Below are 20,269 nucleotides of genomic sequence, written 5' to 3' on the forward strand. Positions count from 1 at the left end.
GCTATTATTTATTGCTATGTTTGACTCTCTCTCAGGCAATTTGCAAGATACATTACAGAAACTTCGTGGTCAGGACAAAATCACTGAAGCCAATATTGATAGTAGTCTTGAAGAAATTAGGCGCCAGCTCTTAGAAGCTGATGTTTCACTCAAGGCTGTCAAATTATTTATTTCGAGAGTTCGCAGAGAAGCTCTCAATGAAAAAGTTTTGCGTGGAGTTAAGCCAGGTGAACAATTTATAAAAATAGTTTATGAAGCACTGGTCGAAAGACTAGGAGGAGACGTTAGATCCGATAAGCAAGAAAAGGTTCCCTTGGTAGAAACAATAGGTTTATCAAGTGATTCAGCTGTTCAATCAATTATACTTTTGGGGCTTCAAGGCGCAGGTAAAACTACTGCTGCAGCCAAACTTGCTTTTAATCTCAAAAAAGAAGGTAAGAATCCTTTGTTGGTTCCTTGCGATTTACAAAGACCAGCTGCTGTAAGACAATTGCAGATTCTAGCTGGGCAAGCTGATGTTGACTTCCTTAATATCATTACAACTGATGAGCAAGGCTATATAGTCAAGAGCCCACTTGACTTATCCAAATTAGCCACAGCACAAGCCGCCGCCAACAATAATGATGTATTGATTTTTGATACAGCTGGACGTTTGCAACTTGATACTGATTTGATGGCAGAACTTTTGCTTCTTGAAAAACAAGTGAAAGCTAGTTCCAAATTATTAGTAATTGATTCTTTAATTGGACAAGAAGCAGCCAATGTCGCTGACAGTTTTCATACTCAAATTGGTGTTACTGGGATCCTTCTTACTAAGATGGATGCTGATACTCGTGGCGGTGCTGCGCTTTCTGTTGTTGAAGCAACCGGGCAGCCAATTAAGCTCGCTTCAACTGGCGAGAAACTAGAGGACCTAGAGGTCTTTTACCCTGACAGAGTGGCTTCTAGGCTCTTGGGTATGGGTGATGTGCTCAGTTTAGTAGAACGTGCCGAAGAGCAAATAAACGAAGAAGAATCCAAAAAACTTGAAGCTGAGTTAATGAAGGGTAATTTTAATTATGAGACTTTTCTTGGTTTTCAAAACATGATGTCTAAGCTCGGAGATTTTGGACAGATCTTCCAAATGATGGGAATGGGCGGTATGCTCTCTCAATTTGGGCTCAAGTCTGCTGATCAAGGAGCAGTTCTTAATCAAACTCAAACTAAGATGACTAAATTCAAAATTGCTATCAATAGTATGACCAAACAAGAACGCAAACAAGTTGATTTACTTGCTACTGACACTACTGCAAAGTCACGCCGTGCCCGTATCACTCGAGGTTCTGGTCTTAAAGAATCTGACATAGATCAATTGATTAAAGAGTTTGGTCAAATGGCACAGACTTTCAAAAAAATTGGCCCAATGATGTCTATGATGCAACAAGGTGGCGGGCAAATGGATCCAAAACAAATGATGGGACAAATGGCAACTGCGTCTATGTCGAAGCAACAGCAAAAAGCTATGCGTGCCAAGGGAATGTTGCCTGGTAAAGCTAAGAATCCTGGTGTAAAAATGAAGAAAGGGACTAAGCCTGGAATCAAGGGTTTTAGTAGCTAGGGCAATTTCATTAGACTTCCTGCATTTGAGAGGAACTAAATTCCCCCTCCGAAGTCTTTAAATAAGGTCCACTCGTCTACGCTCCGCTACGACGCGGCAAGTTGCTACGACGCAGCCCTTCGGGTTTGGGCTTAAAAATCTTTTAGAAAAATGTCAAGTTCTGCCTTGACGAACTTGTGTTTTACATATACGCTAGGTCATATGGAATATACAAATCAAGGTTTAGTAGGGGCGGATATCAAAGTTATAGGCGCAGGTGGCGCAGGATCAAACGCAGTTAATGGGATGATCGAAAACGGTCTATCTAACATTCAGTTTTGGGTGGCAAATACCGATAGGCAAGCTCTAGAAGTTTCTCAAACTGCAAACAAAATTCAACTTGGCGAGAAGTTAACTCGCGGACTTGGAGCTGGTGGAAACCCAGAAACAGGCAAATTGGCTGCCGAAGAAAGCTATGAATTTATTTCTCAAGCCATTGATGGCGCCGATATGATCTTTATTACTGCTGGAATGGGCGGTGGAACTGGTACTGGGAGTGCTGCTGTTATCGCTGACGTTGCTAGAGATAAAGGGATTCTTACTGTTGGTGTTGTAACAAAGCCATTTAGTTTTGAAGGACGTCGCAGAGTCAAGCTTGCTGAAGAAGGTATCAAACAACTTAGAGATAAGGTTGATGCTTTAATCGTCATTCCTAACGATAGATTATTAGAAATCACTGAACGTCAAACTAGCATGACAGACGCTTTTGCTCTTGCTGATAATGTTTTACTTCAAGCTGTACAAGGTATCAGTGACATAATTCAAGTTCCTGGTTTGATCAATGTTGATTTTGCTGACGTTAAATCAGTGATGTTTAATGCTGGTAACGCAATCATGGGAATGGGTAGAGCGAGCGGTGAAGGTAGAGCGGTTGCTGCTGCTAAGCAAGCTGTAAATTCTCCATTGCTTGAGAATTCGATTGCTGGTGCAACTGGAATCATTTTCAATGTTACTGGTGGTAAAGACCTTACTCTTCATGAAGTGAATGAAGCTGCTGAGTCAATCTACGAGGATGTTAAAGAGGACGCCAATATTATTGTTGGTGCTGTTATCGACGAAAAACTTCAAGGTGAAATTCAGATCACTGTTATTGCAACTGGTTTTAAATCAGTCGAAAAAGGTGACAGCCTTGCTCAAACAACTAGTGAAAAAGAAAAAACACCTTTCTACCTCAACTTCGGTGGTAACTTCGGTGCAACTACTAAAGCTAAGCCGCAGATGCACACATATGCAAAAACAGCTACAAGTCCAAACAATATGTTTTTTTCTAATTCAAATAGATCTGAAGAAACTGCTTTGGAAGCGCAAGTTGATACTGAAATGAAGGTTCGCCCACAGGCTCAGCCTAGTTCTGCTCCTACTGCTCAAACTACTAGCAAGTTTTCGGGTAATGTTGATATTCCAGACTTTTTACGCATGAAAAAATGATGCGAAGCATCATCGCGTCGAAACGTAGTGAAGACGGATAAATCTAGGTTAATTCATTCAGAATTGTACTTGAGAAAATTTTCTCAATAGTTTCATATGTTGTTGCAATCTTCTTATTACTGTTTTCTCGCTTTTATAGCTACAAGCTTTTTTAGCCCAACAGCGAGAACGGTATTTTTGCTTGCTGGTTTAGCTTTGTTTGCTATTGCTTTATTACAAGATCCTAAGAGGATCAAGTTAATCCAGTCCAATTTTGGTAACGAGTTACAAGTATTAAACAAACTGTTCATTATATATATTTGTATCAATTCTATTCTTGCTTATATTCATGACTTGAGTGTTTTTGTTTGGATTAAGACTTTACTTGGCACTTACGCACAATGGTTTTGGGCTCTTGCTTTGTTGGCTGGTCTCAAGTTTGATGTTCAAAACAAAATCAAATTAACCGTGATTGGAGTATCGTCATTTAGTAGTGTGGTGATTGTGTTGCAGTTGATTGGTTTAGTGCCAATGGTTGGAGATTATTTTGGGATTTTGTCTCAGGCTTTTACTAGTTCGGGGATGATTTTAGTTGGATTATTTATGACCTTATCGTCATTGCGAGGAGCGGGTACTGTAACGAAGCAATCTAATGCACCGGGCTGGATTGCTACACTGCTTACTGCAGCTGGCAATAACCTGTTGTTAAAAATATCTTTGTTTATGCAACTGATTGCACTATTTGCTTTAGGACAGCGTTCTGTCTGGACGGGCTTGATTTTGTCTTTGCTATTTTATTTGATTATGACTAAACAATATCTCAAAAAAAGTTTTTGGTTAGTGTTAATTCTCTTGGTGCTTACTGGCAGTTTGGTGATTTCAAGTTCTGAGCGTGTTGGTCGCAAGGTTGAACGTTTTGTGAATCCTTATTATTGGACTCAGGCTAATAGTATTAAAGTCAGACAGAAATTATGGGAGATTAATAAACAGGCATGGCAAGCAAAGCCCTTAACTGGCATCAATGAAATTATTGAATATGAAGAATTGAGACACGCCCACAATATTTATTTTCAGCAACTCTATACTGGTGGTTGGCTCAGGTTTATTGCTTGGTTGAGTTTTTATTTAGTCGCGGGTTTCTTTTTATTGCGGCAAGCCAGGCAGGCACCAGAGTTTTTTGCTATCTTTATTGCGCTAAGTATCGAGGGGGTTTTGGAGAACTGGTGGGGTGATGGTGAGGTATTGAGCTTGTTTTTGTTGGCTTTGATACTAGCTCTGGGGCAGAGTAAATATAAGGAATAGCTTGAGAAAGACATAATTCAACAGGAACTCTGTTACGATAAGAACAGGAGCTATTATCATTATGTCCATTGCCGCGCTTAACCGTTTATCTTACTTATCAACCTTTTTGGGCCGTTTAGGTCAAAGTCGCAACTTTGAATTAGCGCAATCTGTTAAAGAATTGTCTGCTTCAAGTGGAGTTGCATTGGCTTGTGCTGTTGAACACGTACAGGCAGAAACTTCACCAACAAATAGCGAGGATGGAGTAGTGAGATCAGCATTTGCTGAGCTTGGCAGCAAGTTTGTCGGATATTTGCGAGACTTAAAAGAATCACAAGCTGGCAAGGGTTTGGATCATTTATTAAACAGTACTCTTTGCAGATTTCCTATTTTGAAACACACAGAAAGAGATAAATTAAATGCAGATGCAAAAGTAATTGCAACAAGACTCAAGGGCTATGACTATACTGGAGCGCACCCGAAGATCTTAGAACGAATTGAAGAAATTCATCGTTTACTTGAATGGTATCAAGAAGGGCATGGTAAAGAATTTCTTGAAAAAGAATTTGGTATCAAAACAGATCAATTAACGAATTATATCTTTGAGATGCTTGGTAAGGCTCATGACAAGCTAAGCCCACCAAGAGATATCGTTATTAAATTAGCTTCTCGTGATGTGCAGGGCACTAGGCATGATTATGCTGGTGTTGATAAGGGTAAGCAAGATTTGAAAGCTCATGTAAGATTTTTGGATAAGTTGGAAGAAGCTTTAATAAGGACAGATTTACCTGCGGTGACTCACATGAAACTGACTGCCATGAGAGAATATGCCTTAGATAAAACAGCTTCTGCTAGAGAGATTGGTCAAGCTTGTGGTCATAGTGGTACTTCACTTGTGGCTTGGATTAAGCGTTGGAATAACAGAACTAGCGGTGGTGATCCAGAGGAGTTTTTTAAGAATGATTGGAAGAGAGCATCTCCCAAACGAAGACAAGAAGCCGTATCTTAAAACCAAGCTAGAATATAACAATGTCAGTCTTGGAACTAAGATATTGCACAGCCCTATTGTTAGCCTTTTGCTTAAGTTCTTGCAGTCTATTTCACAAACCAATTGCAGTTGTTACAGGTGATCCACTTGCCACAGAGGCTGCAATCAAGATTTTGAAACAAGGCGGCACGGCTGCTGATGCATTTATTACTGCGGTTTTGGTGCTCACTGATGTTGAGCCGCAGGCTTCTGGATTGGGTGGTGGATTTTTTGCAATTTATTACGACGCCAAAACCAAGAGAACTTATGCGCTTGATGCTAGAGAAGAGCAGCCAGCTAGTTTAAGTTCAGATATTTTTTGGGATTATTCTAGTGCTGAACCTAAGGATGGCTGGTATACAAGTGCAGCGAGTATCGGGGTTCCTGGAGTTGCTGATGGTATGGCCGTTTTGCATAAGAATTTTGGTAAGCTGGATAGAGATCAGATTATTGAGCCAGCAATAGATATTGCCGAGAATGGTTTTGCAGTGACGGAGTATTTTTATAAGCTCTTGCAAAAATATCCTGACTTACATCCTTGGACAGATTATCAAGTTGGTGATTTGTTTATTAACAAGGACTATGCTAAGACGCTTAATTTACTTGCCACAAATGGCTTTGAAGCCTTTTATAATGGGGCTTTGGCTGAAGCTATAGTCAAGCTTGGAGAGGAAGACAAAATCCCTAGTGCAATGGATCTTGATGACCTTAATAACTACAGAGCAGTTTTTCGCCAGCCGCAAACCTATAACTACGGTCAGTATCAAGTTGTGAGTATTGGTTCACCGAGTTCCGGTTCTTCTACTTTATATCGTATTTTTGATTTAGTTTTTGCTGGTATTGGTGAATATAAATCGATTGATGCATCTTACAAAATACGGAAGCAAAGTTTTGGAGACGAGGATTTTACTGAGAGTAAATGTCGAGTAAAAGATGATGCTTTTGAAAATTTGAGTCAGCTTGATGGTTTTACTAGCTTTCATGAGGAAAAAGGCACCACTCATATTGCTATCACTGATCGTTATGGTAATGCAATTAGCGGTACTGTCACTATTCAGAGTGCCTTTGGTAGTGGGCGTTTGCTGCCAGGCTATGGTTTTCTTTTGAATAATGAGTTGAGTGATTTTGATCCTCAGCGTGGTCAATGTAATTCAATTCAAAGCGGGCGTAGATTACGGGCTGGTGCAATTGGACTAACGAGTGATGGGCAAGAAGCTAACAAGACTTATGGCGCCAAACGACCAAGGTCGTCTATGACGCCTCTAATTGTCTTTGATAAAAATAAACCAAGTTTGGTTTTGGGCGCGTCTGGTGGTTGGACTATTATTAATTCGGTTTATCAGGTCTTCACTAATATAGTTGATGGAGGGATGAGTCTTGAAGCTGCGATTCAAAAACCAAGAGTCTTTATCAAAGGTGATGGCAAAGTCTATGATGAGTCTGAGATTGGTTTCCCTACTGCTGTCAATGGAATAGATCTTGCTCATGCTAAGGCTTATGCCGATAGACGTAAGAATGGGTCAAGCTTAGTGTTAAAATAGTATAGATGCGTCTGCTATGTTTAATTTTATTGTTCTTTACTGTTGCCTGTTCAAAACAAGTTACACAAACACCTGTAGCTAAACCCCTTTTTGTCAAAGTAGCAAAAGCAGAGCTTGGTGAAATTACTAGAGAGTTTGAGACTTCTGGTGAACTAAAAGCCGATAAAGAGATTTTAGTGGCTGCTGAACGTCAAGGCATGGTCAAAGAGATTTATGTTTATGAAGGCAAGTTTGTTAATGCTGGAGATGCTTTGATTCAGATTGAAGGCAAGGATGTTGATGCTGATCTTAAAAAAGCTCAGAGTGATTTTGCTTCTTACCAAAATCTATACGAGCAAGGAGCGATTTCTAAACAAGAGCTGATTAATTATGAGGCGCAGCTTAAACGAGTTCAGTCACAAATTGACAACCTCAAAATCTCTGCAATTAGCTCTGGTGTGATTGGTGTGATCTATGTTGATCCTGGTGACTATGTTAAACAAGGTGACAAAATACTTGACTTGGTCAAGGTTTATCCTCTGAGAGTGAGTTATTCTGTGCCGGAGAAATTGATTTCGAAAATAATGATTGGGCAAAAACTAGAGCTTGAGACAGATTCAGAATCCGGCAAGGTTTTTGATGCCAGTGTGGATTTTATTTCACCAAGGGTGGATCCCGAAACAAGAACGGTTTTGCTTAGAGCTAAGATCACAAGTCCAAGCACTAAGCTCAAGGCTAATCAATTCGTGAAAGTCAAACAAGTGATCGAGAGTTCTAGTAATAGTTTACTGGTTAGAGAAGAGTCGCTCTATTTGGATCAAGGACAGGAGTATCTTTATTTGGCGGTAAACTCATCGTCATTGCGAGACGAAGGCGAAGCAATCCAGTCTGGATCGCCGCGCGCCGAAGGCGCTCGCGATGACGTTTCATATACAGCAACCCGTATCGCTGTCAAAACCGGTCACCGACAAGAGGGTAAGGTAGAAATTCTAGAAGGTATTCAAGAGGGGGATGATGTGATTTATGCAGGTTTGCATAGTATTTATCCGGGGGCGAACTTGGTGATAGTTGAAGACTAGGACTGTTCTTGTGCTGCGCCAAGTTCCTGATGTTTTAGCCAAAGGGGTATTGCAGTTGCGAGATTGTAGTTTGGATTGTTTGCCGATTCGAATGCACAGTAGATTAATTCAGCATCATCATCATTTTTAGAGAGCTTAATTAGCTTAGCTTGCAGTGCTTGAGCTTTTTCAGATTTCAAATAACCTCTATCATCGAGTAAGGTTTTAGGGAAGATACCCTCACTTAGTTGTTTATCTTCTGCCTCGGTGAGCTCACCAGGAAGTAGCTTAGTTGGTGTTGTGGCGCTAGTGTCTGCAGCAAGTCGTTTGGCAATTTCTTTTGCTTTGCTTTCAGCCTCAGTAATAGTTGTAGAGCTAGCTACAAGTTCGTGGCCAAGAGCATGCGTGAAGGCCTTTGATACTCGCGCTGCCATCACTCCCCTTTGTACATGTGCACTATTATGTCTTGTTTCTGTTACTTCCATATTTCTTATCTTAGCATATTCTAAATTGCTAAGATTGTAACAACAGCAATGAAAATCAGCTCTCTACCAGACCTCTCAATCCAAAAACCAGTACTGGCAACAGTAATGTCTCTGGTTATTGTTTTTGCTGGGTTTTTAGCTTGGAGCAAATTACCAGTCCGTGAATACCCGGATATTGATCCGCCAGTAATTACTATTACTACTGTGTATCCAGGTGCTAGTTCTACTGTTATTGAGTCAGAGATTACTGATTTGATTGAGTCTGAGCTTTCTGGAATTACTGGAATCAAAACAATGACCTCTAGTTCTAGAGATCAAGTGAGTACTGTTGTGCTTGAGTTTGTGCTTGAGCGCAATATTGATATTGCAGCTCAAGATGTTAGAGATAAAGTAGCTAGGATTTCAAGAAAGCTTCCTGATAATGCTGACGATCCGATTATTGCCAAGGCAGATGCTGACGCCCAGCCTATCATGTGGATCAAAGTGCAGTCTAAGAGTCTATCCGAGAAGCCCCATCTGCTGCGTTACACTCCTCAAGTGATGTCATCATTGACGGCTCAGTCAACTCAGCCATCACTTTCGTCGCAAGCCTTGCATCTGGGAACTTCTCGAACAGACTCTCCCGAGAGAAACCTAATTGACCTAGCTGAGTATGTTGATCAGGAGATTAAGGATTATTTTCAAAATGTACCAGGTGTTTCCAAGGTGATTTTTGGTGGTGAGCGGCGCCGTTCGATTCAAGTTCTGCTTGATACCAAGAAGCTCGCTTATTATGGTCTTACGGTTATTGATATAGAAAAAGCTCTTGACGCTAATAATATAGAATTGCCCGCTGGTACTATTTTGTCAAAGACTAGAGAGTTTAGTATCAATGTTAATGCCAAGCTAACGACTCCTGAGGAATATGCCAATATCAGTATTAAGGATTCAAGCTTTGGTTTAGTTAAACTCAAAGACGTCGCTCAAGTGATACTTGGTGCCCAGAATGATAAGAGTTTTGTGAGATTCAATGGACAACAGGGTTTTGGGCTTGGTATTGTAAGACAAGCTCAGTCTAATACAGTCAAAATTTCAGATGCTGTTCACAAATTAATTAAGGAATTAGAGCCGAAGATACCTGAGGATATTGAGCTTGAGGTTGGTTATGATGCTGCGCAGTTTATTCGCCTGAGTCTTCAAGAGCTTTACACGACTATTTTCCAAGCGACTTTATTGGTGCTCTTAGTTATTTTTGTATTTTTGCGTAATATCAGAACTACTCTGATTCCAAGTTTGGCGATTCCAATTAGCCTTGTGGGTGTGATGATTGGGATTCAAGCTTTTGGTTTTACGTTAAATCAAATGACTTTGCTTGGTTTAATTATTGCAATTGGAATTGTGGTTGATGACTCGATTATTGTTCTTGAGAATATTTATCGTTATATAGAAGAAGGTATGGACGCTAAGGCTGCAGCCAAGAAAGGAGCAGAAGAAATTACTTTTGCTGTTATAGCTACTACTTTGGTTTTGATTTCTATATTTTTGCCGGTGGCTTTTCTGTCAGGAATTACTGGTAGATTACTTTCTGAGTTTGCTTTTTCACTGTGTTTTGCTACTAGTATTTCTAGTTTTGTGGCACTCACTATCGTGCCAATGTTGTGCTCAAGAGTTTTTGTGAAGATACCTTCAAGATCTAGCCATCAAGGTTTTACTTTCTATAATCAAATTAAAATATGGCTCGAAAGACTTTTTGTGAGACTGGAACAAGCTTATGCTTCAATGCTTGATTTGGTTTTAAAACATAAAAACAAATTTGTTTCAATAGTATTATTGGTTTCAGTTTTTGCTTCAGTATTTCTTTTTAATAGCTTGCCCAAGGATTTTATACCTAATGAAGATAGAGGGACCTTTTTTGTGATCTTTAAAAGCCCACGTGGCAGTAATATAGATGTAATTGATAAGCAGATACGCAAAGTTGAGACTTTGCTTGCAAAGATACCCGAAATTGCTACAACTATTTCAGTTGCTGCCTTTGGGCGTGATGCGCCAGGTAAAGTGACAGAAGGGATTATAATCACCAGGCTTAAGCATTGGAAAGAAAGAGCTCGCAAGGTTGGAGCTATCGTTGGGCCACTTTATCCGCAGCTTTTTGCAATGCCTGAGGTTTTTACTTTGCCAATTATGCCCAAATCAGGTCCAGATAGTGGTTTTGGTAGTCAGCCAATTCAGCTTGTCCTTAAATCAAACAATCTTGATTTCTTGGTTAAGGCGTCAGCTGCAATTACTCAGCAATCGGCGACCTTGCCAGCGATTATGTTTGCTCGTTCTAATTTGAGTCTTGATAAACCAGAGCTTACTGTTGATATCAACAGAGAAAAAGCTCAGAGCCTTGGTTTGTCGATGGAGGATATTTCTAAGTCAATAGAATTATTGTTTACCGGTATTGATGTTACCGAGTTTAATGATAAGGGAGAGAATTATAAAGTCATACTTACTGTCGCTAGAGACCAGAAAGATAGTATCAGCAAGATTGGCGAGTTTGCGCTTCGTAACCAAGATGGGCGGATGATTCAATTGAGTAATTTAATTACAGTAAGGGAGACTATTGGAGCTGAGGATCTGAATCATCATAATCGCAAGAAATCAGTAACCATAGAAGCCTCTCCTCAAGTGGGTGTTACGCCTTCTGATGGGCTTATGGAATTGGAGAGACTTGCTAAGACAGTAATTGCTGGAATGGAGAATGTGCCTGCAGATTTTGAGATGGATTATTTGGGTACTTCTAAAGAATTGCAAGACTCCAATGCTGCGCTTTATTTCGGTTTTGTTATAGCTTTGATTTTTGCTTATCTATTTTTGGCTGGACAGTTTGAGAGCTTCTTGTCTCCAGTAATAATTATGCTTACAGTACCACTGGCGCTGGTAGGTGCGTTATTTGGTATTTTTGCTTTTCAATTTTTCCCGTGGATTACTCATGTCCTGACTGGTATTTTAGGTGAGAAATTCTTTTGGCTTCAATATGCAATTCCGCAGTTTAAAAACATTAGTCTCAATCTTTATTCTCAAGTTGGCATGATTATGCTTATTGGTATGGCAACCAAAAATGGAATTTTGCTTGTTGAGTTTATGAATCAGCTGCGCGAGCAAGGAATGTCGACAATGGATGCAATCAAACAGGCTGCTCGTTTGCGTTTGCGCCCAGTATTAATGACGGCAGTTTCTACGATTTTGGGTTTGCTGCCTATCGCGCTTGCTTTAGGTATTGGTACTGAATCTAGACAAAGTCTTGGGGTCGTGATTATTGCTGGGATGACAGTTGCGACTGTTTTGACCTTGGTTTTGGTGCCGGCAGTTTATGCTGTGTTTTACCAACGCCGGGTCGTAACAAAGTAACGTTCGTTACTTTGTTACGACCCGGCGTTGATATTGCCCAGGAAAGTCTTACGATGTTCTTTGGTCAAGCCATGTTCTTGAATGGCTCGCATGTGTTTGCTGGTGCCGTAGCCGACATTAGTTTCCCAGATATACTGTGGCTGTGAGATTGCAAGTTCTCTCATATAATCATCACGCTTGTCTTTAGCAAGGTTGCTAGCTGCTGCAATCAGAGAACTCGTTGAGTCACCTTTGACTATGTTTTTTTGTCTGATGATGATCTCGTTTTGCTCGCGTTTAAGTTGTATGTGAGTTTGCTTGTAATCAAGCCCAAGTTCTAGGAAACTAAAATCTATGATTTTGCGTTTTTTAAAGATTTCTCTACTTAGTTCTGCTAGGTTTTGTATGGTCTTTGTGCCGTCAATTAATAAGAGAATCTCATCTGGGTAACGGTGATAGAGATCAAGGTGCTGCTGAACGATATTGATGAGGTTTTCTGTCATAGAGCGCCAGATAGCTTTGACAATACCGTATTTGTCGATATATTCGGCACTTTGCATATTAGTTGAATGAAACAGGTGTTGATCGGCACTGAAATAAGGTAGGTCGAGTAAAGCCTTGCAGAGTGCTTTACGTTTGGATTTGAGGACTTTTTTACTATCATCGAGCAGTAATAATGAACTAATTTCTTGGACATCTTGCAAGTCTGCTTCAATAGACCTTTTGCGAAAGTTCCCTTTGTCTTTACTAGCGGAACTAGTGCGCCGTACCGTTCCGACCTCTTTTGTGTCGACATCACTAGCAAAACGAGGTTTTGCAGGATGTCTAATACTGGTCTCGTTGATAATTGTTTCAGCGTAATATCTATCTCTATCATTCAGTGAGATGAAATCACCACTCATTAATTGACTAGATCGTTTGACTTCAGTTAGTAGATCTTGTTTTTCGGCATAAAAACTAGAACAAGAATAAGCGCCGGTGCAAACAGGTCCAGCTACGCAGCCTCTGCCAACCTCATCAAAACCAATTATTAGAGTGCCTTCAGCGAGATCTAGATGGAGCTTCTCATCAAAGCTAATTAACTTAGAAAAATTTTCGAGGTGTTTGTCAGAATAGAGTTGTTGATAATTCTTGCGGACTTTGGGCTTGGCGGAAGCAAATAATTTATTACGTCGTTTTTTCTTTTTGGTTTTTGCCAGACTCATATGATTTTGCTAATTCTAAACGGCTACCACTAAAGAAATCAAGAAATAATACTTTAAAATCTCTAGAGCAATTCTGCCCGCAAATAATTGTACAAGATCTAAGTAGTCTTACATATTTGCGAAATATCTCAAATTCTTCGCCCTCTAAGTCACTGTCTTTGCAGGCAATAACTTCGCCGCGAGCAGCACGCTGATACCGGTCGCTATTCTGAAGTCTAGTAATACATTCTTTGAGGTTGGAAGCTAGGGCTTTAGATTGGCAGCGAATTTCTTCGAGCACTGGTTCAAGTTTGGCAAAGAATGTCTGATCGAATTGATCGAGAGCTTGATTGAGTTCTTTGATATTGATGGGCTGCTCCTATTTATACTTATAAGACAAACCATGTCTTATAAATAGCTTAGCGCAAACTTATCTGGTAGATTAGTATTTGTAATTTGTTTGACTAATGCTTCTAATTCTTGCTTAGTTGGTAAGTTTGGAAGTGCATAATGTGCGAGGCAAAGCTGGCGCCATTTCCTTTATCTTAACACGATGGGCTAGAATTTATCTGCTAATCTATAGAGAATGCAAGTTTCTTACTTAGGTCCCGAAGGTTCATATACTCATATCGCTGCTCAAAAAGTCTTTAATGGAGCTGATTTAATACCCAGTTCTACTATTACCAATATAGTTCATGATCTTGCTGTTGGTTTAGTTGATAGAGCGATTGTGCCTGTGGAGAATTCAATTGCTGGTGGCGTTGCCGAGACGATTGAGGCTTTGCAACAGTCAGAAGATATTTATGTGATTCAAGAATTTATTTTGCCGATAGATCATTGTTTACTTGCTTTGCCTAGCTTTGATAAGAGCAAGCTTGCCCAGACTCAAAAAATCAGAGCCCATCATATGGCTTTAGGGCAGTGTATGGATTATATTCGTAATAATTTGCCGAATGTAGAAATCTTGCCAAGCTCTAGTAATAGCTCAGCAGCTAAGGCGCTCAAAGCTAATGAAGCGCAGAATCCCAATCAAGTTGTAATTGCAAGTGAACTCTGTGCTGAGATTTACGGTTTGGATTTAATTGCAAAAGCAATTAATGATAGTGATATTAATGAAACTCGTTTTTGGATTTTGTCCAAAAATCTTGAGGATTTTAATCCAGCAGCCAAAAATAAAACTACAATACTTTTTCAAACAAAAGATGCGCCAGGGAGTTTGCAGGTAATACTTAGATTATTTGCCGTTAACAATGTTAATTTGAGTCGTATTGAATCAAGACCGGCAAAGAAAAATATTGGCGAGTATTTATTCTTGGTTGATTTTGATTTGCACAAAGAAGACCCGCGCTATGACACGCTTGTGCGTCAAGTAAGGCAACATTTTAGTTATTTCAAGTGGTTAGGATCTTATTCATTAGTGTAATATGTCAAATTTTCGTTACCGCAGTATACAAATACTTATCGCTTTAGCATTCCTTGCTATATTGGGTCGTTTATTTCAATTTCAAATCATCGACGGACAAAAATATTCTGCCTACATCAAGCGTTATGGACAGGCTTACAAACTTAGTCCTGCAAGAGCAGAGATCGTTGATCGTAATGATAAAGTCCTTGCTTTGGATTTGATGAAGTATACACTTGAATACAATCCAGTTAGTACTAGTGAAGATAGGGGTATGCTTGCTTTTAGGCTGGAGCAAATTATTGATTTGAAAAACCCAGAAGATCTTAAGGCTCGTTATAGTAAGACTCTTGCGCATGGCTTGAGCCGCGAACAGGCCAACAAAATCAGGAAGCTCGATTCTAAATTGCTCTATTTGCGCCAGGTTAGGCGTAGGTTCTACCCACAAGATGAACTGGCTTCTCATGTGCTTGGCTATGTTGATCTTTATGGACAAGCAAGACAGGGTCTTGAAGTTGATTACCAGAAGAGGCTAGAAGAAGATCCTGAACACAAGCTTAAGTTGAGTTTGGATTCTCGCTTGCAAGTTTTTGCAGAAAAAGAATTGAAGAAACGAATCGCTGAAACCAAGGCAACGAGAGGGACTGTTTTGTTGATGGAAGTTGCAACGGGACAAATGATGGCAATGGCTACTAGTCCTGGTTTTAATCCCAATAACTATTTTGATTTTAGTTTGTCACGAATTAAGAACTGGCCATTGGTTGATGTTTATCAACCTGGTTCTATTTTTAAAATAGTGACAGTTGCTTCAGCTCTAGAGTCGGGGACTATAGACCTGAGCCATCGTTTTGTAGATGAAGGTTTTTTGGAGATTGATAAATGGAAAATCAAAAACCATGAATACAAACTAGGTGAAACCAAAGTTGAAGAATTGAATCTACAAAATTTGTTTGAAAGATCGAGTAATACTTTTGCTGCTCATTTGGCTCTGGCAATGGGACCTAAGGTTTTCCATGAATATATTCACAAGTTTGGTTTTGGACAAAAAACAGGGATTGAATTAAGCGGTGAGTCCAAGGGTATTTTAATTAAGCACAAAAAATGGCGTAACTCTGATACTGCAACTACTGGCATGGGTCATGGTGCGATTTCAGTTACTCCGCTACAGTTGCTAGCAGCGGTGAATGTGATTGCTAATGATGGTCTTTGGGTTAGTCCGACTTTGTTTCTTGATACTAAGCCGCTGGCGACTGACAAGTCTGAGCCCATTATAAGCGCTGAAAATGCTTATGGTGTTAGAAGCCTTTTGGCAAGAGCAATTGATCACAATCTGAAATTTAAATCTAGCATTGCTGGTCGTGTTGATAATTTGACTATCGCTGGTAAAACTGGTACGGCAGAGAAAATTAAAGAAGGTGGTGGTTATTCTAAGAAAGAAACTGTCGCTTCTTTCTTAGGTTTCTTCCCCGCTTATAATCCTAAATATATTGCCTTAGTTGTAATTGATGATCCAAAGACAGATGGTCGTTGGGGTGATACTGTGGCTGGACCTTTGTTTAACAAAATCGCTGCTTATACTAGAGACTTGTATCTATAAAATGGAGACCCCGGGTATCTCCATTTTAATCTATGCTTGCCTTAAATCATTGATATAGCGCGTAAATAATCTCCAACATTAAAAATGGAGATACCCGGGGTCTCCATCTTTAATGTTGGAGATATAATCTTCATGTGCATTTTTATTGGTGTAGTTGGTAACACGCAAATGAGCTGACCAAGGGATTTGATGATCACTTGCAACTTTGGCTATACCGTAGAGCTCCATGTTTTCTATAATTGCGTCTGTTTGATAATGTTTAATAATTTGTTTGGAGATAGTCTCGTCTTGAGTGATTTCAAGACTTGAGAGACATAAAAGATTCTTTGAATCTGGTTGACTGGCGTGAAGGATAGGATAAATATCTTTGATAGTGTAGCTAAGTCCTTGAACTGAACCGAGATTTAAAAGAGCTGCAGCACTAACTATGATTTGCTCGCCAATCTTGATATTTTGGCTATAGGCACCAGCAGTGCCTACAAAGATGATTTCGGAGATATCGTTTCTTGATTGAAGTAGTTTAGAGAGATTGATAGCAGCTTCAAGATAGCCTATACCAACGACCTCTAAAATTGGCTCTTTGCCTCTCAAATTTGGCAAATTTAATGGATTTTTAGGTAATTCGCTTACACAGGCTGCACAAATAAGGCTTGTCATTAATTAATTTTAGCTTATTTGCTTATTATACTAAAGCTTCTAGGTCAAATGACCGATATAAAAATTAGAGCTTGTTTACGGCGGGTTCTAGAGGGTTGGGATAAAGACAAAAAGCTGATATGGTGTGCAACAGAGCACTAGCTTGGCTCATAGGATAGGGATTTTACAGGAAGTTTAGATGGAAGTTTCTCAAGTAAGCAAGATGCTCGCATACAGTTTTGTATCAGAGCTGATTAATAAAAAGAAAGTCAAGAGCAATGGTCGTCTTGTTGCTTCTGATGAAGTAAGTGAGGAATCGGTTGATATTTCCGAGATGAGTTTTGGTGATCTTGAAACATATTATAAAAATGTTTTGACGATTATTGAAGACACTCCAGAAATACGCAGCTCCTTAGTTGATTCAATCAAGCGTGCTGTTGAAAATGGTGAAGATCTTAACCTGCGTTATCCAGCGAAACTAATTGCTCAAGAAGAATCTTTGCAAAAACAACTTTTTATGTGAGCATTGCTGAAGCTGCAAGCTTCAGCAATGCTCATCGCGTCGAAGCGTAGCGAAGACGGATATCGAAGTTGGTAAGCTTCAGAAATACTCATTGCGTCGTAGCAAAGCGAAGACGGATATCGAAGCTGGTATGCTTCAGAAATACTCATTGCGTCGTAGCAAAGTGAAGACGGATGCTAGAATAGAAATGTGCTCAAAATAGCCCACCTCTATCCCAAACAACTCAATCTCTATGGTGATGGGGGTAATATCATGGCTTTGTCTAAGAGACTTGAGTGGCGAGCTATTGATTTTCAAGTTGATCAATTTGATCTTGATGATGAGAAGAGAATAACCGATTACCATTTATTTTTTATTGGTGGCGGGCAAGATAGTGGTCAAGAGCTTGTCGCCCTTGATTTACTTAAGCGCAAGCAAGAACTAAGTGATTTTATTGAAGCTGGCGGGGCTGCTTTGGCTATTTGTGGTGGTTATCAATTACTTGGTAAGAGCTATGAAACTAGTGATGGTTCTATTATGCAAGGACTGGGGATTTTGGATTGTGAGACGAGGGCGCCAAGTTCTACTGCCAAGTTTCAGGATCGATTGATTGGTAATGTTGTTGCTGAGCTGTTAATAGAGATTGTGCCTAGAACGATTGTTGGCTTTGAAAATCATTCTGGTAGAACATATTTAGGCGCAAGTGCAAAACCCTTAGCTAAAGTAATCAAGGGCTATGGTAATAACGGGGAGGATGGCTTTGAAGGTATAATCTACAACAATCTTATTGGCAGTTATTTACATGGTAGTGTCTTACCCAAGAACCCTCATCTTGCTGACGAGTTATTGAGAAGAGCAATTACTTTTGCCGGACTTGAGCTTGAACTCAAACCATTGGATGATCAAATAGAAACAAGCGCGCATGAGGCTTTACTATGACCTACTTGATTGAAGCTGATGACTTGGTTGCAACAGTGCCAGGGACTTTGACATTGAAAGAGTTTGATAGGGATTTAATTCAACAGTGTTTAATTTCTACTTTGCTTGCTCCTGAGGACTATACGATTGCGCAAATTTTGGCAGAAGACTGGGGACATGACGCTAGGCAGGTTCTGGGACTTGGCGTGAAACATGTCAGTGGCTTGTATAGCAAAACCGGCGGCAAGGTAATCAAAAATGTATCTGGTTATGATTTGAGTAAAATATATTTGGGTAGTTGCGAATCCTTGGCAAAGATTGAAACAGCAAGTTTGCGTTTGGAGAAACTACCATCATTGATTTGTGAATTGAGCTTGAAGCTTGAACGAGAACTTGATCTTGACTTGATTGTTTTTTTGCACAAAATAGCGACCATGGATTTTGATGAGAGTTTTGAGCTGGCAATTAATTTGGCAGGGCAACTCAATGTGAGTTTTACTGCCACGAGTGAAGAACTCATTGCCTTGAAGCAAGCTCGCTTGGCTAGAAGATTAGAAGAATTTGTGGCTAGTGAGCTTGATTTGGATTTTGTGATTAAGCCTTATGTCAAAGAGTATCCTAGCTCTGGTTTAAGGATTGAAGTTCATGGAGTTGTGACGAGCTTATTCAATACCGCAAAGTCATTAGGGCAGCCTTGTCAGATCTACCCTAAGAGAGGCTATCTTCTGTTAGAGTCTTCTGTCCAGAATTTAAAAAAGCTAGATGATTGTTACTACTATATTTATCCTAAGACAGATGAAAACAAAAAACTAGAAACCCAGTTGAACGATACTGATAACCCAGAGTTGGATTTATTCATACAACTCCAGAAGGACTTTGCTTAATGGACGCAGCAACTATTAATGAAACGATTAAAGCATGTATTCATTGCGGTATCTGCCTGCCAGCTTGCCCGACTTATCAAGTTACAGCGAATGAAGGACATTCGCCGCGTGGAAGATTGTATTTGATCAATAATCTATTGACTAATGAGATTAAAGAAAGAGATGAGTTCGTTGAGTATTTAGATGGCTGCCTTGAATGCTCCGCCTGTGAAACCGTCTGCCCGTCAGGTGTTGACTATGTCAATATTCTTGAATATGCCCGCCATGAATTGGGCTTGAGCAATTACACTAAGGGCTTTATGGCTGCCGTTAGACGCCTGGCGTTCCAGTATTTATTGCCGAATAGAGTTTTATTGAATCTGACAAGAGTGATAGGACGTTTTTTGCCTTTGCGTTTGTTTAATAAGCTAGCCCCTAGTTTTGATTTTGAGTATAGGGAAATTAAAACTAATTATATTTATAAGTCTAATGCCGTAGACGCCAAGACCGTCTCCATGCCACTTGGTTGTGTGATGGACACAGCTTACAACAATGTACATTGGGATAGTATCCATGTGCTTAACGCTTTTGGTTATGATGTCTACATCCCTGAAACACAGTGCTGCGGTGCTCTTGCTTACCATAGTGGCGAAAACAAACTTGGTGAAAAACAGCTTGAGGAAACCACATCGATACTAGCTAAGCATCAGTATCCAGTAGTAATGAACTCAGCAGGTTGTGGGGCTTTTATTAAAAATCATTCGGGCTTGCCCGTGATGGATTTGATTGAGGCGTTGAAAAATGCGCTGGTCAATCCGCTGCAAAGAGATCCTGTCGCTTCGCTCAGGATGACGAAAGCGGTCTACCACCCAGCCTGCCATCTCAATCACCAACAAGGAGTTTCACAAGACTATGTTGATTTGCTCAAACAAATTCCTGGACTTGAATTGATTCCGCTACACGAAGCTGATCTCTGTTGCGGTTCGGCTGGGTTTTATAATTTGATTCAAAGCAAAATGGCTAATGAGATTGGTCAGCGCAAGGCAGAGAATATAAGATCGTCATTGGGAGCGGAACAAAGTGGAGCGAAGCAATCTAGTCAAGAAGACTGGATTGCCACGCCTTCGGCTCGCAATGACGCGATAGTATTAACCGCAAACCCAGGTTGTATGTCACAAATACAAGCTCATTTGAGTGATGAGTATCAGGTGATGCATCCGGTGAGTTTGATTAAGCAATACTTGAATTAGTCGTTTGACAAAAACTCTCAGCAACCTTCGCTATATTCCCAGCACCCACAATAAACAAATAATCACAATCTTGTAACTCTGCTTCAATTCCTGGTTTCAAAGCAGCAACTATATCAGCAAGATTGCCCTGAGAAGTCTCGCCAGTGTCAATT

General features: G+C 40.0%; 17 protein-coding genes. 13 read left to right on the forward strand and 4 right to left on the reverse strand.

Features of this window, described 5'->3' with window-relative positions:
- Positions 1 to 16: 16 nt before the first annotated feature.
- From O3C63_00830 to O3C63_00855, 6 genes are all read left to right on the forward strand, one after another.
- A complete protein-coding gene (locus tag O3C63_00830) occupies positions 17 to 1,597 on the forward strand; it encodes a signal recognition particle receptor subunit alpha (protein MDA0771466.1) in 1,581 nt (526 codons plus the stop codon).
- A gap of 201 nt (positions 1,598 to 1,798) precedes the next feature.
- On the forward strand, positions 1,799 to 3,064 hold the full coding sequence (ftsZ, locus tag O3C63_00835; GenBank protein ID MDA0771467.1) for a cell division protein FtsZ: 1,266 nt from the start codon (positions 1,799 to 1,801) through the stop codon (positions 3,062 to 3,064).
- 177 nt (positions 3,065 to 3,241) lie between these two features.
- Positions 3,242 to 4,345 (forward strand): O-antigen ligase family protein, encoded by a 1,104-nt coding sequence (locus O3C63_00840; protein ID MDA0771468.1) that lies wholly within the window; start codon positions 3,242 to 3,244, stop codon positions 4,343 to 4,345.
- Between the two features lie 106 nt (positions 4,346 to 4,451).
- The gene (locus O3C63_00845; GenBank protein MDA0771469.1) at positions 4,452 to 5,333 is read left to right on the forward strand and encodes a hypothetical protein; all 882 of its coding nucleotides are present in this window, start codon (positions 4,452 to 4,454) and stop codon (positions 5,331 to 5,333) included.
- A 20-nt stretch (positions 5,334 to 5,353) separates the two neighbouring features.
- The gene (locus tag O3C63_00850) at positions 5,354 to 6,892 is read left to right on the forward strand and encodes a gamma-glutamyltransferase (protein MDA0771470.1); all 1,539 of its coding nucleotides are present in this window, start codon (positions 5,354 to 5,356) and stop codon (positions 6,890 to 6,892) included.
- Between the two features lie 5 nt (positions 6,893 to 6,897).
- On the forward strand, positions 6,898 to 7,950 hold the full coding sequence (locus O3C63_00855) for an efflux RND transporter periplasmic adaptor subunit (GenBank protein ID MDA0771471.1): 1,053 nt from the start codon (positions 6,898 to 6,900) through the stop codon (positions 7,948 to 7,950).
- Here the strand turns inward: O3C63_00855 and O3C63_00860 are convergent.
- Positions 7,947 to 8,414, reverse strand: a complete 468-nt coding sequence (locus O3C63_00860; protein ID MDA0771472.1) for a hypothetical protein — start codon at positions 8,412 to 8,414, stop codon at positions 7,947 to 7,949. The genes O3C63_00855 and O3C63_00860 overlap by 4 nt on opposite strands.
- Before the next feature lie 48 nt (positions 8,415 to 8,462).
- Between O3C63_00860 and O3C63_00865 the strand changes: the two genes are divergently transcribed.
- Positions 8,463 to 11,786, forward strand: a complete 3,324-nt coding sequence (locus O3C63_00865; protein ID MDA0771473.1) for an efflux RND transporter permease subunit — start codon at positions 8,463 to 8,465, stop codon at positions 11,784 to 11,786.
- A 14-nt stretch (positions 11,787 to 11,800) separates the two neighbouring features.
- On the opposite strand, the gene O3C63_00870 is transcribed toward O3C63_00865, so the two are convergent.
- Together O3C63_00870 and O3C63_00875 are read right to left on the reverse strand one after the other, a co-directional pair.
- Positions 11,801 to 12,970: a hypothetical protein gene (locus tag O3C63_00870; protein MDA0771474.1), complete on the reverse strand. Its 1,170-nt coding sequence runs from the start codon at positions 12,968 to 12,970 to the stop codon at positions 11,801 to 11,803.
- Positions 12,933 to 13,250: a hypothetical protein gene (locus O3C63_00875; protein ID MDA0771475.1), complete on the reverse strand. Its 318-nt coding sequence runs from the start codon at positions 13,248 to 13,250 to the stop codon at positions 12,933 to 12,935. The genes O3C63_00870 and O3C63_00875 overlap by 38 nt, the downstream gene beginning before the upstream one ends.
- Positions 13,251 to 13,535: 285 nt before the next feature.
- Between O3C63_00875 and pheA the strand changes: the two genes are divergently transcribed.
- Both pheA and O3C63_00885 read left to right on the forward strand, forming a co-directional pair.
- Positions 13,536 to 14,372, forward strand: coding sequence for a prephenate dehydratase (gene pheA / locus O3C63_00880; protein ID MDA0771476.1), 837 nt, complete (start codon positions 13,536 to 13,538; stop codon positions 14,370 to 14,372).
- 61 nt (positions 14,373 to 14,433) lie between these two features.
- Entirely contained in the window at positions 14,434 to 15,948 is a 1,515-nt protein-coding gene (locus tag O3C63_00885; GenBank protein MDA0771477.1) for a penicillin-binding protein 2, read from the forward strand.
- Positions 15,949 to 16,026: 78 nt separating this feature from the next.
- Here O3C63_00885 and O3C63_00890 read toward each other — a convergent pair whose 3' ends face one another.
- A complete protein-coding gene (locus O3C63_00890; GenBank protein MDA0771478.1) occupies positions 16,027 to 16,605 on the reverse strand; it encodes a hypothetical protein in 579 nt (192 codons plus the stop codon).
- A 178-nt stretch (positions 16,606 to 16,783) separates the two neighbouring features.
- Here O3C63_00890 and O3C63_00895 point away from each other — a divergent pair, with 178 nt between their 5' ends.
- From O3C63_00895 to O3C63_00910, 4 genes are all read left to right on the forward strand, one after another.
- The gene (locus O3C63_00895) at positions 16,784 to 17,107 is read left to right on the forward strand and encodes a hypothetical protein (protein MDA0771479.1); all 324 of its coding nucleotides are present in this window, start codon (positions 16,784 to 16,786) and stop codon (positions 17,105 to 17,107) included.
- A 189-nt stretch (positions 17,108 to 17,296) separates the two neighbouring features.
- Complete coding sequence (locus tag O3C63_00900) at positions 17,297 to 18,025, forward strand: glutamine amidotransferase (protein ID MDA0771480.1); 729 nt, start codon at positions 17,297 to 17,299, stop codon at positions 18,023 to 18,025.
- Complete coding sequence (locus O3C63_00905) at positions 18,022 to 18,888, forward strand: hypothetical protein (GenBank protein ID MDA0771481.1); 867 nt, start codon at positions 18,022 to 18,024, stop codon at positions 18,886 to 18,888. Before O3C63_00900 ends, O3C63_00905 begins: the two co-directional genes overlap by 4 nt.
- Positions 18,888 to 20,117 carry a (Fe-S)-binding protein gene (locus O3C63_00910; GenBank protein ID MDA0771482.1) on the forward strand — a complete coding sequence of 410 codons (1,230 nt, stop codon included), beginning with the start codon at positions 18,888 to 18,890 and terminating at the stop codon, positions 20,115 to 20,117. Before O3C63_00905 ends, O3C63_00910 begins: the two co-directional genes overlap by 1 nt.
- Positions 20,118 to 20,269 lie beyond the last annotated feature (152 nt).

The sequence above is a fragment of the Cyanobacteriota bacterium genome (genome assembly GCA_027618255.1).
Classification (GTDB): Bacteria; Cyanobacteriota; Vampirovibrionia; order LMEP-6097; family LMEP-6097; genus JABHOV01.

Bases quoted from the DNA above. Each gene is read 5' to 3' on its own strand.
- O3C63_00855 (MDA0771471.1), top strand. From the start codon at position 6,898: ATGCGTCTGCTATGTTTAATTTTATTGTTCTTTACTGTTGCCTGTTCA.
- O3C63_00895 (MDA0771479.1), top strand. From the start codon at position 16,784: ATGGAAGTTTCTCAAGTAAGCAAGATGCTCGCATACAGTTTTGTATCA.
- O3C63_00860 (MDA0771472.1), bottom strand. From the start codon at position 8,414: ATGGAAGTAACAGAAACAAGACATAATAGTGCACATGTACAAAGGGGA.
- ftsZ (MDA0771467.1), top strand. From the start codon at position 1,799: ATGGAATATACAAATCAAGGTTTAGTAGGGGCGGATATCAAAGTTATA.
- O3C63_00905 (MDA0771481.1), top strand. From the start codon at position 18,022: ATGACCTACTTGATTGAAGCTGATGACTTGGTTGCAACAGTGCCAGGG.
- O3C63_00890 (MDA0771478.1), bottom strand. From the start codon at position 16,605: ATGACAAGCCTTATTTGTGCAGCCTGTGTAAGCGAATTACCTAAAAAT.
- O3C63_00865 (MDA0771473.1), top strand. From the start codon at position 8,463: ATGAAAATCAGCTCTCTACCAGACCTCTCAATCCAAAAACCAGTACTG.
- O3C63_00910 (MDA0771482.1), top strand. From the start codon at position 18,888: ATGGACGCAGCAACTATTAATGAAACGATTAAAGCATGTATTCATTGC.
- pheA (MDA0771476.1), top strand. From the start codon at position 13,536: ATGCAAGTTTCTTACTTAGGTCCCGAAGGTTCATATACTCATATCGCT.
- O3C63_00830 (MDA0771466.1), top strand. From the start codon at position 17: ATGTTTGACTCTCTCTCAGGCAATTTGCAAGATACATTACAGAAACTT.
- O3C63_00850 (MDA0771470.1), top strand. From the start codon at position 5,354: ATGTCAGTCTTGGAACTAAGATATTGCACAGCCCTATTGTTAGCCTTT.
- O3C63_00870 (MDA0771474.1), bottom strand. From the start codon at position 12,970: ATGAGTCTGGCAAAAACCAAAAAGAAAAAACGACGTAATAAATTATTT.